Raw genomic sequence first — 13,436 nt, 5'->3', positions numbered from 1 at the left:
CCGCCCTCGTTGGCGGACTTGTCAGTTCCCTGGCGGTCAGACGACAGGAATCAACGGGTCGGCAGCTGCGAGGGCCTGGGTACGGTCCGCAGCGGGCGGGTAGATCCATACCGAGTTGATCTGGCGTTTGAGATGCTTACCCTCCAGGCCTTGCAGCTTGAGCTCACGTTCCCAGCCTTCGGTGAATGCCGCGCCCCATTCACCAAGGTCCAGGCAGGTGACGTACTTGGGTTGACGGTAGGCGACCGGTTGCAGCTCGAGCAGGTCGGCCGCTGCGTTGTTACCACTGTGGCGGCCCATGGGGATGGCATGCTGGCAGGTCATCAGCGCGTGGTTGCCCAGATCGTCCACCGCCGCCCAAGCGGTATCGCCGGTGGCATAGATATGCGATTGGCCGATCACTTTCAGGTGCTCGTCGACCCGCAGACGTCCAAGGCTGTCGCGCTCTCCGGCAATTTGCGCGGTCAGTGGGCTGGCCTTCACGCCGACTGTCCAGATAACCGTATGGCTAGCGACGTATTCGCCGTTGTCGAGGGTCACGCCTCCGGCATCGACTGCTACTACCGAGCTGCCGGTCAGCCATTGCACGCCCGCTTGTTCGCAGGCCGCGACGATCGAAGGTGTGATGCCTGCGCCAAGCGCCCCTCCCACGGTGGCACCACGGTCGATGACCAGTACCCGTAACGAAGCCTGTTCGCCCAGCACCGACCGCAGGCGAGCTGGCATTTCAGTTGCTGTTTCGATGCCGGTGAAACCACCGCCACACACGACCACGGTGTTGCGTGCTGGCGACTCCGGTCGCGACGCGAGGGCTACAAGATGCTGTTCAAGACGCATGGCCGACTCCATCTGGTCGACATCGAAAGCGTATTCGACCAGGCCCGGCACGGCGGGGCGCGCGACTTGGCTGCCGGCGGCGAGAATCAGACGGTCATAGGTGATCCGTTGCAGCTGGCCGTGATTGTCGGTGTAGCTGACGCTGCGGCCTTGGGCGTCGATGGTGTCGGCGCTGCCTTGGATGAAGTGAATGCCAACGGCTTCGAAAAGCTCGCCCAGCGGCGCTTTCATGCTGTGGACATCCGCTTCGTAAAAGCGCGGGCGAATGCGCAGCTCAGGTTGTGGTGCAAGCACGCTGATGCGCACATCGTCGCGTCGAGCCTGGTCCAGCAGGCGGGCGGCGCTCAGGGCGCTCCAAACACCGGCAAAGCCGGCACCGATGATCAGGATGTTGGATTTCATGAGGGGCTCCGCAGGGGTCGTTCACGAGGTCTGGAAGGATTCGATGACGTCAGCTGAGTCGTTCGAATAACTACGACTGTATTGATCGTAGTTTATGGCCGCAAGCTTTTTTTCTCTTCGGCGCCTGGCAAGATGACGGTCAATCGCAGAGAAAGCCATTTATCCCGGGGTTTTAACAGCGGTTTAGGCATGTTTGTGAACGACGAACGGCGATCGACTACTTTGCTATTACGACGGTTAGCGCGTAACATTTGCGACAGGATTAGTCGGAGATAGATATGTCCCTCTACAGTGCTGGGGTCGAATACGGCATCCACTGCTTGTTGTACTTGGTGGACGAGCGTGGTGAGACGCGCGAGTCCAGCGTCCGCGACCTGGCCGAGTTGCAGGGCGTGCCGCAGGAGTACCTGGCCAAGGTTTTCACCAAGTTGGCGCGCGCGGGGTTGGTGGCGGCGACCGAAGGGGTGCGTGGCGGTTTCCGCCTGGCGCGGCCGTCGGATGAAATCACCGTGCTCGACATCGTCACGGCGATCGATGGCCCGAAGAAAATCTTCGACTGCCGAGAAATTCGCGAGCGCTGCACACTCTTTGATGGCTCGCCTCCTGGATGGGCGACCGAGGGCACCTGTGCGATCCACGCGGTGATGCTCAATGCACAAAAACGCATGGAGGAAGCGCTGGCCCAGCAAACTATCCTTGACCTTGCCCGGCGTTTCGGGCGCAAAGCGCCGGCAGCGTTTGGCCAGCAGGTCAACGCGTGGATCAGTGAGCGACGCGAGGGAAAGGGCGGCGCCTTAGAGATACCGGTGAAGCAGGTGTAGCTTTCATCCTGCGTCACCGGCTCCGGGGCCCAGTTCGGTGCGAACAGCGATCACCTCATTTGCGCGTCAGGGGCGGTCCTTGAGCGTTTCGAAGGCTTTGACGCGCTTGATCAGGCTTTTATGGCCGGCGGAACTCGCGCTGTTGAACAGGAAGGAGAAGTCCGAGGCCAAGGAGGGGCTGCCGGCAATCGTCGCGTACTGATGGCATTTGTTGCAGTCATCGCCCTGTACGTAAGTCTCCATGGTGGTGTTGGCCACCGGCACGTTGCCCTGACTGATGAACGGCCCGTATGACAGCGGCACCTGGGCATTGGCGCCCGGCTCCGGGCTGGGAGGATTGGGCGCGAGGGTCCACAGTACGTTGATCAGCTTGTAGTACTGGAACACCGACTGGCCGTGGGTCTGCTGTGCAAAGTTGGATTGCACCGCGCTGTTCAGGGCTTGCAGGTCGCTGGGGACGGGGTGCTCACGGGTGGTCTGTACCGGCTGGTCGCGTGGAAAGAGATCGGTGCAGTCCTTGTCGGGGTGGTATTGCTTGCACTGAATACGAGCCACATTGGGTTCACACGCAGGGCCGCTCCCACAGTCGGGGTTGTTGAAAGAGAAACCGTTCGGCGGGGTTCCTTGCGGCGGGGCCTGGTCCGGTTCGGGCACGTTGTCCACCTGCTCGAAGGTGGTCCAGATGAAATTGGGCGACGCCTGGGTCTTGTTGATGATATGCAGGCCCACCAGCCCCACCACTTCCTGGGTGCACTCCAGTGTGTCGGGGCGTTTGAGCCAGGCGACAGTGGTCAGGTAGCGCCCGAACAGCTCGGGTTTGCCGGTCAGCACACGCCACGCGGCCTTGAGCTCAAGCGCGCCCAGCTGCTCCTGTGGCACAGGGGTCGGCGGCAGCGAACGCATTGGCTCGCCGAGGGGCAGCGACAGGCCTTCCGGTGTATTGCCATCGAGGTTTTGCGCGACCTTCAACTGATTGGCGGCATCATAGAGCCCCTTCTCGACGATGTAGTCGAACTCGGCCTTGCCCACTTTGCGTTCAAAGAACACCAAGTTGCCAGACTGGTCCGTCAGCCAGCCGCCGGACGCTTCCATGACGGGGTCGGGAATAGAAGCGACCGTCCCGGTCGAGAGGTGGAAACCATGCAAGGCGTTGATCGCGCCTTCTGAGGTGGCATTCATGAACTTGCGTGCACCTACCTTCAGGGCCTTCAGACTGCCCTGGGTGCTGCAACCGGACGGTACCATGGTTTGCACGCCCCAACCGGTGGGCGTGGGCGCGCCGGGCAGGAAGATGTCGTTGGCATCTTTGTAGCTGGCCCACACGGGCGCCACGCTCATGGGTTGCCCCGGGGAAGAGGGCACTCCGAATTGCGCCAGGGTGCTGTTCATGTCGGGTTCACCCGCCAGGCTGGCGGTGGCAGGCCAGCCGGGATTGACCGGCCAGTTCAGGGCGATGAACAACTGCCAGGCAAAACAGTTCATGAACGCCTGGTTGGTGGCATTGAAGTTGTTGACCGGCAGGAACCCTCCACTGGCCGGATTGAACACCAATTGCTGCTGCACACAGCTGTCGGCATCCGACATCGTGGCTGCCGCAGCGGGAGGCAGGGCCGACAGATACAGCAACATGCCGCTCAACAGCGAGATGAGACTCAAGCGTGACCTGGACATCATTGCGCTCCTTGCAAGCTGTGAAGCCGCACCCGAAGGTGCGGCACGAGAGGGGCGTGGTTCAGGCGCCGGGCACCAGCGCCAGGCCGGCCTCCCAAGGGTGATCGGCCGCGCTCACGTTCGCGTCTTCGCCCGGATTGAGCGCGCGCACCATGACCAGACCGGGTGCTGCCGTCGGGCTCACCGTGATGGTGAGGATGTAGGCCTGGGTACCGCCGGAGTTGGTCTGTCCGGGAATGGCGGATGCGTCTGGCAGGTAGTGGGTGACCTGCGCCGTGATGCCGGGGTTGGAGAATTGCACCCGTGCATTCTGCGTCGTGGTGCTCGGGTCGGCGCCCTGCACCACCAGTACGAACGAGTTGCTGCTGCCCGGTGCAAGCCAGGCGGGCAGGTCGGTGGGTGATTGTCCGTAGAACAGGTCTACTGGCAGCAGTTGAACCGGCCAGGGTTGCAGCCCCTCAACCCGCGCCTGTACGCAAGGGAACGACGGGGGTGTGACGGTGATCGGCTTGGCGGTGACGCTCAGGCCCACCAGCAGTTGTTGGGCGATGACCCACACATAGTCGACCCGTTGGCCATTGATGGTGATGTCATTGATCGAGAAGCCTGCGCTTTGCGGAACCTCGAACACCGCCTGCAGGATCTGGTCGGAGCCGTTGGCCGCCGACTTGGCCGTGCCGCGCGTGATGCGCCAATACTGGCTCACGTCCTGGCCCTGCGGGCCTTTCCAGGCGCTGAAATCGGTGGGCTGTTGCAGGTACAGGCCAATGGGGTTGGTCAGCGACAGCCGATTGTTCACCGCCTTGGTATTGGCCATGAAGCCGATGTGCGGGTCGGAGTTGCGATAGTTCTGTCCGTACTGCGCGCAGCAGATCAGCGACTGGGCGTTCTGGCTGCTGCTCACCGGTCGCAGGAGGGTGGCGGCGGCAGCCAGGTACACCTCGGCACTGAGGGTGTTGGGGCCGGACGTCAAGTGCATCGCGCCGCCGTACTGGCCGGGTACACAGGCCGTACCGGCGTTCCATTTGTTGACCGTGTCATAGGCCGGCTGGCCGGTGGTGGGGTCGATCACTGGATCTCCGGCCTTGCCGGTCGGGCAATCGACGGCATAGCGCAGGTACAGGTCTTCGAGTTGCACGTTCGGGTCGATGTAGTCCCGGTACAGGCCCAGTACCGCGTTCGGATCGATGCGCCACATGGCCAGGAAATAGGCGGGGTTTTCGCAGGTGAATGTGATCTTGCGCATGTTGCCGTCGGTATCGCGCACGATGGACCACTCGCAGTACTCGTCGAGCCAGCCCCGTGGGCCGGAGGGCGAGAACGCCGTGTACTGGCCTTTCCAGTCGATGCTGGGGCAGCGCTTGGCCGGCAGTTGCAGCAAGGTCCCTTGGTTGTCGGGATCGTAGAGTTTGTAGAGGGTGTTGTTGAGGGTGATCTGGCCGTGATCGGCCAATTCCATCACCTGCTCCAGAGTCATGGCGTTGCCGCCCAGTTGGGGAACGATCGCCGCACCGTTGTTGTAGAAAAACGTCCAGAGCCGGTTGGGGAAGGGCGCCCAGGTGATCGCGGGGACAGTCACGTCACCGAAGCCTTCGACGAGCGGATTGTAGTAACCCGAGCGGGGGGCGTCGTTCAGGTTGGACCAGGGGTTGCCGATGATGGACGATTGGGTCCAGCCGGTGAGGTTGTTGTTCCAGTCGGTTTCAAACTGCGGCAACTGGTCTTCCAGGCCCAGCTTGTTGTAGTCCTTGGGGGCTTGGCCGGCGGGCGAGGTGAACTGTGTGAAGGACGTGCTCATGTCGGTTCTCCTGGTAGGCGTGAGGTGGAAGCAGAACAACAGCCGGTCACCGGGGGCGGACCGGCAGGGGTTTGGCGCGGGTCATCCCACACCAGTCGGGCGATGAATCCAGGCAGGGTCGTGTATTGGTCGGGTGTCAGCACGCGGCCGCTGTCCACATGTGTGACCACCAGCGATAACGGCGTCGTAGCGTCGGGCGAGAGACCCAGCGCGCTGGCATTGCGGGCCGCATTCAGTGCGCGGGACACGCCGTGGGTGATGCAGCGGCCCTTGTCGTCCACCAACCCCATGCCGATACGGCTGAAGCGCCCCACGTAATGAGGGTTGTCGGCGCTTACGTGTTGCGCACTGGCGTCGGGCTGGTCGAGGAATACGTCGATCAGGTAGGTGTCATGGGTGCAACGAACATGGTCGAACACCACCCACGGCCCGGGCCCTGCAGCGGTATCCGCAGTCGAGGCGGATGTTGCGCTGTGCTTGCAGCAGGCACTGTTGGCTGCCTTGGGTGCGCCAAACTGCGGGGCTACCGGCACGCCGTAGTCGTAACCGATGTGTCGGCTGTCCTGGGCCATGTCACCCAGGGTGGTGTAGCGCCAAGGGTCGGCAGTGGTGAAGTTGAGTTGCGTGGCGTCACGCCCAACGAACGGCTGGAGCAGGCACTGCGTGGTGAATTGCGCCCCGGGGTGGGCCCTGATCCAGACTTCGAGCATGCGGTCGATGTTGGCGTGGTAGGAGCAAAACACCGGATCGAACGCGGTGTAGGCGTTATCGGCCATGTCGCCGCCGATCCAACCGTGGTAGTTGTCATGAGGTTGCTCGTACAGGCCATCGAAGTTGAGGCTGCGATTGGGGTACAGGCGGTCTTCCTGGGGTGGATCGAACACTGGAATGTTGGCCCATGGATAGCCGGGCACGCCCTGTGGCTGGCTGAAGGTGGCGAACTTCAGGGCATCGACCACCTGCTGCTGGAAGATCCGGCTCATGCCGAACAAGCGCGTGCGAGCGAAGCGCGACTCGTCGCCATGGGTGTAGAACAATGGATCGCGCTGCACGTACCGGCAATCCACCCCGTCGCCCGCGCCGCTGGCGCAGACCTTGGAACAGCCATCCTTGGCAGCCGCATAGCGCAAGGGGTTGGGCCGGGTCTGGCCGGTGTGCGGGTGCACATAGGTTTCATCGAGGAAGGCCTGGGGCAGGCCGGCTTGCGCGCTGCCATCGACGCTGGCGTCTTCGGCCATCCAGTCCCAGTAAGGGATTGCGCAGTCGATCAGTTCTTCGAGGTACAACAGGTAGGCCCGATGCCAGAGCGCAAAGGCCTCCTGATAATGCAGGCACCAATTGGTGTGGATATAGGCGTAACGTTGCCAGGGCGAGCCGCTGTCAGGGTCGCCCACGTGCATCACGTCGTCCAAGCGCGCGCGGTACAGGTTCAGCTCCTCCAGGCTCAGGGCGCGGATGTCCTGCCTCACCCGCTTGACCGGCTGCGGCAGGTCCGGCGGTGGGATGCGCTCGGCCAGGTCGAAGGGAGAACTGTCGTCCAGGCGCCAGCCCTGGTTGACCCACAACCTGAAGGTTTCCAGCGCATCGATTGGCCAGAACTGCTGCTGGTCCAGCGTCAGCGGCATGTTGCGCGAGGCGAGGTGCTGGTAAATGGTTTCTGACCAGGCCTTTACCGACCCAGGGTCGTCCAGATACACGAAATAGGCATTCATGCACCCGATCCAAGAGGCGGCCACGTCCGCTCGCTGCGCGGCGGGAATCCAGTACGGGGCGGTGAAAAGGCCGTGGATGTCCGCGGCCCATGTGGGTTTGGCAATGATCATGAGGTCCCTCTCATGCGGCCCTGCGGGCCAGATTTGGCCGGGCTGCTAAGCTCAGTTGATGGTAAAGAGCCAGCCCGCAGGGAATCGTGCAAATTGGCGCGTCCTCGTGGCGGATTCATTGCAGTTTTTCAAGGAAGACACGGGAAAAATGACAGACGCCATGGATCTGAAGATTCTTGGAAAGCTGCAAAAGGATTGCAGCCAGAATCTGGAATTGCTCAGCGACAGCGTCGGGCTGTCTTCCACCAGTTGCTACCGGCGGATCAGGCGATTGGAGAGCGCGGGCATCATCAAGGCCAAGGTCGCCATACTGGACGAGCGCAAACTGGGAATTCAGGTGACCGCGTTCTTTCTGGTCAAGCTCGATCGCGACAGCAACGACATCGACCGCAAGATGCAGCACATCCTCGCCAGCCACCCGGAGATCCAGGATTGCTACCTGATGACCGGCGAGTTCGATTTCGTGATGGTTGCCAAGTTTCGCGACGCCACCGAGTACACCGACTACATCTACCGGTTTCTCGATACGTACCGGGATATTCCGATTCGCACTTACTCTTCCACCCTGGTGGTGCGTACGGTGAAGAAATCCTACGAGCTACCGCTGGAAGGTGGGTTACACCGGGCCGTCGATGTCTGACGTTGTGTCAGCTGAATGAAGGGCAACCATCGCAGATTCGCACGGTGGGTCTCTCTTTCCATTTCCCAGCCCCATCCACTGACGCGTGATGAGCTGCTCGACATCAGCGGGATGAGCAGTTGCAGGAACACACCCTGCTGCTTCCTCGCGTAAACCAAAAGACCTTTCTGCGCAGTCGCCATTGGCCCTTATCCATTCGAGGTCTTTTCCGGCCCCCTCTATTTTTTCGCGGCAGTGCATCCATATCGGCAGTTGGCGGGTAGTGATTATCAGGCAGTCGCTCATCGCGCTGCCGATACCCTCTTCAGGAGCTTCCTTATGAGCACCAAGCCCGTAACCGCAATGCTCGCGATTTGTCTTGCACTCGGGGTTACCCCCGTCCATGCCCAGTCTGGCATTCCGGCTGCCGTCAAGGTACCCGACGGCCACAAAGTCATGCTGGAAACCGTGGGGGTGGGGGAAATTACCTACGAGTGCAGAGACAAGGCCAATGCGCCAGGTCAAACAGAATGGTTCTTCATTGGCCCCAAAGCCGTTCTGAATGACCGCGCTGGTAAGCCAGTGGGTGACTATTTCGGTCCGCCCGCCACCTGGCAAGCCAAGGATGGCTCGAAAGTGACTGGCACCCAGCTCGCCATTGCGCCTGCGGCCAAAGGCGACCTGCCTTATCAACTGGTCAAAGCTAACCCGGCAGACGGTGCGGGCGCCATGCAAGGCGTCAGCTACATACAGCGCCTCGCCACCCGTGGCGGTGTGGCACCGGCGGTGAGTTGCACGGAGCAAAACAAAGGGGCGCAGCAGATCGTCAAGTACCAGGCGGACTACGTGTTCTGGTCAGCCAAGTGACGATCCACCCGACGGCCTGGGTAACCAGGGCTTGAAGCGCTGTCTCCATTGCTCAGCTACGCTGCTGGACGAGCCCCTGGCGGGTTGCCAGGGGCATCGTCGTGAGCATGATGAAAGGAGCGTCCCACCTTTGAACGCGCCCGCTGTTGCTTTTGACTACGAGGGCTGCCTCGCTGCCTGCGCCCAGGGAGACCGCCGCGCCTTACAGGCGCTGTACGAGCATGAGGGGGCCCGCTTGCTCGGGGTCGTTCAACGCATCGCGCGGGACCCGGCGGCAGCGCAAGACATCGTTCACGATGCCTTCTTGCGCATCTGGACGCGCGCCGCCAGTTACGATTCGACGCGAGGTTCAGCGCGCGGCTGGGTTTACAGCGTCACGCGTCACCTGGCCTTGAACTACGTGCGCGACAGTCGTTGCCAAACCGACCTGGACGAAACCTCCATGGTGGCCGCGCTGACGCTGCCGGCCGACGGTGGCGACATGCAGTTATGGTCAGGGTCGACGAAGATCTACCGCTGCCTTGAGCGACTGCAGCCCGCCGCGCAGCGCTGCATCTTGCACGCTTATGTCGATGGCTGTAGCAACGCTGAAATCGCGATTCTGCTCGGCGCCCCCTTGGGCACTGTGAAGGCATGGATCAAGCGCAGCCTGAAGGCCTTACGGGAGTGCATGACATGAAAGGTACCCCAGTGGATGCAGGTGATCAGGAGCTGGACGATCTGGCAGCCGAGTACGTCCTGGGAACCCTGGATGCAGAGCAGCGTGCCGCCTTGCACGCGCGGCTTTCAGCAGAGCCCGCCGCACGCGCCGCGGTCGAGTCTTGGGAGGCCCGACTGCTCGCATTGACCCAGCTGGCCGAGCCCCTCGAGCCCCCGCGTCGCCTATGGTGGCGGATTGAGCGCAGCCTTGACGAGTCCCAATCTCCAGGTCCGCGCTCTGCCAGTCGGTGGCGCCGCGTCGGCCTGTGGCAAGGCTTGAGTGCTGCCGGGCTGGCTGCAAGCTTGCTTCTGGCCCTGGCGCTGTGGACCCGCACACCACCGGAGACCACCTATGTAGTCGTGCTCGTGGCGCCGTCGGGCCAAGCCCCTGGCTGGGTAGTGCACGCCAATGATGCGCGGATGATCGAACTGATACCCCTTGGCCGCGATACTGTGCCCGATGGCATGACCTTGCAGTTCTGGACCAAAGGTGAACAGTGGCGCGCACCTGTTTCGCTGGGGTTGGTCAAGCCGGGCGAGCCCTACCGTGTGCCTGTGAAGCGCCTGCCGGCGCTCGAGCCGAACCAGTTGTTCGAGTTGACGCTTGAAAAAGCGGGAGGGTCTCCTACCGGTGCCCCCACGGGCCCGGTAAAGTTCATCGGCCGTGCAGTCAAGGTGATCTGATCCGGGCGGGCCGGGCGTGGGCTTGCCCGCGAAACCCAGGTGCAGGCCCTCGCTGGCGGCGCTTGCTGGCACCGCGTAGCAACCACATGCGCGGGCCTGGCCTCAACGCTGGCGCTCAGCCACGGCGCGTAACGTGCGCAGGGTGACCACTGGCGCATCCACCACGAAACGGTTGGCCAGCCAACCGGGTACATCCCCGGCGGGATCTGCCTGTAGGGCATAGGTCACTTCGGTATCGCGCTCACCCAACGGCTTCATGATCCATTGTCCACTGAGCCGTCGTACGCGAATGAGTCCCGGCGCCTCGGGCAGCTTGTCCGGGTCGGCGCTCAGATGACGGAACAGGGTGCCGTCTTCCAGGCGCTCGGTAGTCACCTTCACCACGATGTCACGCGGCATGGTGGGCCAGGGCAGGTTGGTAGTGAGGTAGACCCAGGTGCTGTCGCCTGCGACCTCCAGCAGACGCATTTGGGCGCAGGCGTAGAGCCATTTGCAGGCGACACGCAGGTTTTCCTGCAGGTCGGTGAGGGTGCGCACGCTGGCTTTCATCCGGCTGACGCCGCGAAACTGCTGGTAGGGTGAGTCGGTGACAGCGCTCAGGTACACCTTGATGCCTTCGCGGTCATAGGCCAGGTTCCAGTCTCCAGCGGCCAGCGGGCCGATGGGCGAGAGAGAAAGCAGGGCAGCGAACAGGCGGTAGCGGAGCATGATGGACACCGCGCAAGGGGGGAGTAGCAGTATGCGCGGCAAAGAAAAAGCGCGCCACAAGCGCCAGTGGCATGGGGCTGCGAGGTAGCGCTGCGCCGGCGAACCGACTGCTACAGGACCTGCTCGTTCCTGTGGCAGTCGGCGTGATCGATGGCCGTCAGCCTGGGCTCAACGCTGTGGGTTGAGGGTCAGGTGCACGTGGCGGTTGACGTCCTTGTACAGCAGGTAGCTGAACTTGCCTGGGCCACCGGCATAGCAGGCTTGCGGGCAGAAGGCGCGCAGCCACATGAAGTCGCCGGCTTCCACTTCGACCCAATCCTGGTTCAAGCGGTACACCGCCTTGCCTTCCAGCACGTACAGGCCATGCTCCATGACGTGGGTTTCAGCGAACGGGATCACGCCGCCCGGTTGGAAGGTCACGATGTTGACGTGCATGTCATGGCGCATGTCGGCCATGTCGACGAAGCGGGTGGTAACCCAACGGCCTTCGGTGCCCGGCATTTCAATGACGGTGGCGTTGTCGCGGTGGGTCACGAAGGATTCCGGCACGTCCAGGCCTTCGACTTTCTGGTAGTGCTTGCGCAGCCAGTGGAAGGTGCAGTTGGCCTTGCTGTTGTTGCGCAGGCTCCACTCGGCGCCAGGGGCGAGGAAGGCATAGCCACCTTGGCCCAGGGTGTGGTGCTTGCCCTCGACGGTGATGTCGATTTCGCCTTCGACGACGAATACCACGGCTTCGGCGTTAGGGTCCAGTTCCGGGCGCTCGCTGCCGCCTTCCGGGGCCACTTCGACGATGTACTGCGAGAAGGTCTCGGCAAAGCCAGTCAGCGGGCGGGCGATGACCCACATGCGCATCTTGTCCCAGAACGGCAGGTGGCTGGTGACGATGTCACGCATCACGCCTTTAGGGATGACGGCATAGGCTTCGGTGAACATGGCACGGTCAGTCAACAGCTCGGTCTGAGCCGGGTGCCCACCGTGGGGGGCGAAGTACGAATGATTCGACATGGACAATCTCGACTTGTTGTTCTCTCCCCGTGCCGTGAACCGCACCGGCCGGTGCGGCGCAGGGGATGCACGGACAGCATAGGGGCGAGCCTGTATCATCCACAAATTAAATGTTGGAATACCCGGTATTTGCCGGCTGAATGCGGACCTGACGCCCAGCGTGCGCCCCGGGCAGGTGCGCGCCTTGACCGAACAATTTGTGCCGCAAGGTGCCCTCCGTATAGGCCGTGGGGTAGCGGCCACGGTGTTGGAGCTCCGGCACCAGCAGCTCCACCACGTTGGTCAGGTCGTCCGGTTGCACCGCGTAGGTCAGGTTGAATCCGTCGATACCGGTTTGGTCGAGCCAGGTTTCCAGTTGGTCGGCAACTTCGCCGGGCGAGCCGATCAGCACCGGACCACGCCCGCCCAAGCCGATGAACTCGGCGGCTTCGCGTACGGTCCAGCGGCGGTTCGGGTCGGCGGCGGTGAACGCGGCCAGCGCGGCGCGGCCGGCGTCGTTCTCGACGTACTCGATGGGCGCGTCCGGGTCCAGGCCTGCGAAGTCGATACCGGTCCAGCCCGATAGCAGGGCCAGGGCGGCATCCAGGTCGACATAGCGTCTGTATTGGGCAAAACGTGCCTCGGCCTCTTGCCGCGTTGGCGCCACGATCAACAGTGCCTGGGCGTAGATCAACACCTCATCACGCCCGCGACCCTGTGCGTCACTGGCCTGACGGATGCCTTCGGCATAGCGGCGCAACACCGTGGGCGTCGGCCCACTGATGAACACACATTCGGCGTGGCGCGCGGCGAACAGCTGGCCGCGCGCCGAGGCGCCAGCCTGGAACAGTACCGGGGTGCGCTGCGGCGACGGTTGGCTCAGGTGCATGCCTGGGACCTGGAAGTGCTCGCCCAGATGGCCGATGGCGTGCACTTTGGACGGCTCGACGTAGCGGCCCGTCTCGCGCTCCAGCACCACGGCGTCCTCGTCCCAGCTTTTTTCCCAGAGCTTGTACAACACCTCCAGGTACTCCTCGGCCAGGTCGTAGCGCTGGTCATGACCCAATTGCCGGGCAAGGCCCAGGTTGCGCGCGGCACTGTCCAGATACCCGGTGACGATGTTCCAGCCCACCCGGCCGTTGCTCAGGTGGTCGAGCGTCGACATGCGCCGGGCGAACGGGTAGGGGTGCTCGTACGTCAGCGAGAAAGTCACGCCAAAACCCAGGTGCTCGGTCACCCCGGCCATGGCCGGCACCAGCAGCAACGGGTCGTTGACCGGCACCTGTACACCACCGCGCAGGGCTGCCTGTGGCCCGCCCTGGTACACGTCGTAGATCCCCAGTACATCGGCGATGAACAAGGCGTCGAACAGTCCGCGCTCCAGCAGGCGGGCCAGGTCGGTCCAGTAGTCGAGGCGATTGAACGCCACGCTGGTGTTGCGCGGGTGTCGCCACAGGCCGGGGGACTGATGGCTGGCAGCGTTCATGCTGAAGGCGTTGAAGCGGATCGGGCGTGGCATGGTA

12 protein-coding genes are annotated in these 13,436 nt (G+C 62.8%); 5 read left to right on the top strand and 7 right to left on the bottom strand.

From position 1 onward, the window contains the following. Window positions 1-36 precede the first annotated feature (36 nt). Window positions 37-1,239, bottom strand: coding sequence for an NAD(P)/FAD-dependent oxidoreductase (locus IF103_RS12745; protein WP_104883856.1), 1,203 nt, complete (start codon window positions 1,237-1,239; stop codon window positions 37-39). 278 nt (window positions 1,240-1,517) lie between these two features. On the opposite strand from IF103_RS12745, the gene IF103_RS12740 reads away from it, so the two are divergent. Beyond that, window positions 1,518-2,060 carry an RrF2 family transcriptional regulator gene (locus IF103_RS12740; RefSeq protein ID WP_023380726.1) on the top strand — a complete coding sequence of 181 codons (543 nt, stop codon included), beginning with the start codon at window positions 1,518-1,520 and terminating at the stop codon, window positions 2,058-2,060. A 66-nt stretch (window positions 2,061-2,126) separates the two neighbouring features. On the opposite strand, the gene IF103_RS12735 is transcribed toward IF103_RS12740, so the two are convergent. The 3 genes from IF103_RS12735 to IF103_RS12725 form a co-directional block, all read right to left on the bottom strand. Next, on the bottom strand, window positions 2,127-3,731 hold the full coding sequence (locus IF103_RS12735; protein WP_023380724.1) for a hypothetical protein: 1,605 nt from the start codon (window positions 3,729-3,731) through the stop codon (window positions 2,127-2,129). Window positions 3,732-3,792: 61 nt separating this feature from the next. After that, on the bottom strand, window positions 3,793-5,529 hold the full coding sequence (locus IF103_RS12730) for a DUF8225 domain-containing protein (protein ID WP_023380723.1): 1,737 nt from the start codon (window positions 5,527-5,529) through the stop codon (window positions 3,793-3,795). Continuing rightward, the gene (locus IF103_RS12725) at window positions 5,526-7,352 is read right to left on the bottom strand and encodes a tyrosinase family protein (RefSeq protein WP_023380722.1); all 1,827 of its coding nucleotides are present in this window, start codon (window positions 7,350-7,352) and stop codon (window positions 5,526-5,528) included. The genes IF103_RS12730 and IF103_RS12725 overlap by 4 nt, the downstream gene beginning before the upstream one ends. A 160-nt stretch (window positions 7,353-7,512) precedes the next feature. On the opposite strand from IF103_RS12725, the gene IF103_RS12720 reads away from it, so the two are divergent. From IF103_RS12720 to IF103_RS12705, 4 genes are all read left to right on the top strand, one after another. Then, window positions 7,513-7,992: an Lrp/AsnC family transcriptional regulator gene (locus IF103_RS12720; RefSeq protein ID WP_027907360.1), complete on the top strand. Its 480-nt coding sequence runs from the start codon at window positions 7,513-7,515 to the stop codon at window positions 7,990-7,992. Window positions 7,993-8,310: 318 nt separating this feature from the next. Then, on the top strand, window positions 8,311-8,838 hold the full coding sequence (locus IF103_RS12715) for a DUF3455 domain-containing protein (protein ID WP_202675372.1): 528 nt from the start codon (window positions 8,311-8,313) through the stop codon (window positions 8,836-8,838). 130 nt (window positions 8,839-8,968) lie between these two features. Next, window positions 8,969-9,517: a sigma-70 family RNA polymerase sigma factor gene (locus tag IF103_RS12710; RefSeq protein WP_027907362.1), complete on the top strand. Its 549-nt coding sequence runs from the start codon at window positions 8,969-8,971 to the stop codon at window positions 9,515-9,517. Next, complete coding sequence (locus IF103_RS12705) at window positions 9,514-10,221, top strand: anti-sigma factor (protein ID WP_023380718.1); 708 nt, start codon at window positions 9,514-9,516, stop codon at window positions 10,219-10,221. The genes IF103_RS12710 and IF103_RS12705 overlap by 4 nt, the downstream gene beginning before the upstream one ends. Before the next feature lie 102 nt (window positions 10,222-10,323). Here the strand turns inward: IF103_RS12705 and IF103_RS12700 are convergent, their stop codons facing one another. From IF103_RS12700 to IF103_RS12690, 3 genes are all read right to left on the bottom strand, one after another. Beyond that, window positions 10,324-10,929, bottom strand: coding sequence for an START domain-containing protein (locus IF103_RS12700; protein WP_202675371.1), 606 nt, complete (start codon window positions 10,927-10,929; stop codon window positions 10,324-10,326). A gap of 168 nt (window positions 10,930-11,097) precedes the next feature. After that, a complete protein-coding gene (locus IF103_RS12695; protein ID WP_023380716.1) occupies window positions 11,098-11,934 on the bottom strand; it encodes a bifunctional allantoicase/(S)-ureidoglycine aminohydrolase in 837 nt (278 codons plus the stop codon). A 106-nt stretch (window positions 11,935-12,040) separates the two neighbouring features. Next, window positions 12,041-13,432: an LLM class flavin-dependent oxidoreductase gene (locus IF103_RS12690; RefSeq protein WP_202675370.1), complete on the bottom strand. Its 1,392-nt coding sequence runs from the start codon at window positions 13,430-13,432 to the stop codon at window positions 12,041-12,043. Between the last annotated feature and the right edge of the window lie 4 nt (window positions 13,433-13,436).

Source organism: Pseudomonas sp. SK2 (genome assembly GCF_016772395.1).
GTDB classification, from domain to species: domain Bacteria; phylum Pseudomonadota; class Gammaproteobacteria; order Pseudomonadales; family Pseudomonadaceae; genus Aquipseudomonas; species Aquipseudomonas taiwanensis.
Note: the sequence above shows the minus strand (reverse complement) of the source record. Positions and strands in the feature narration are given on the sequence as shown.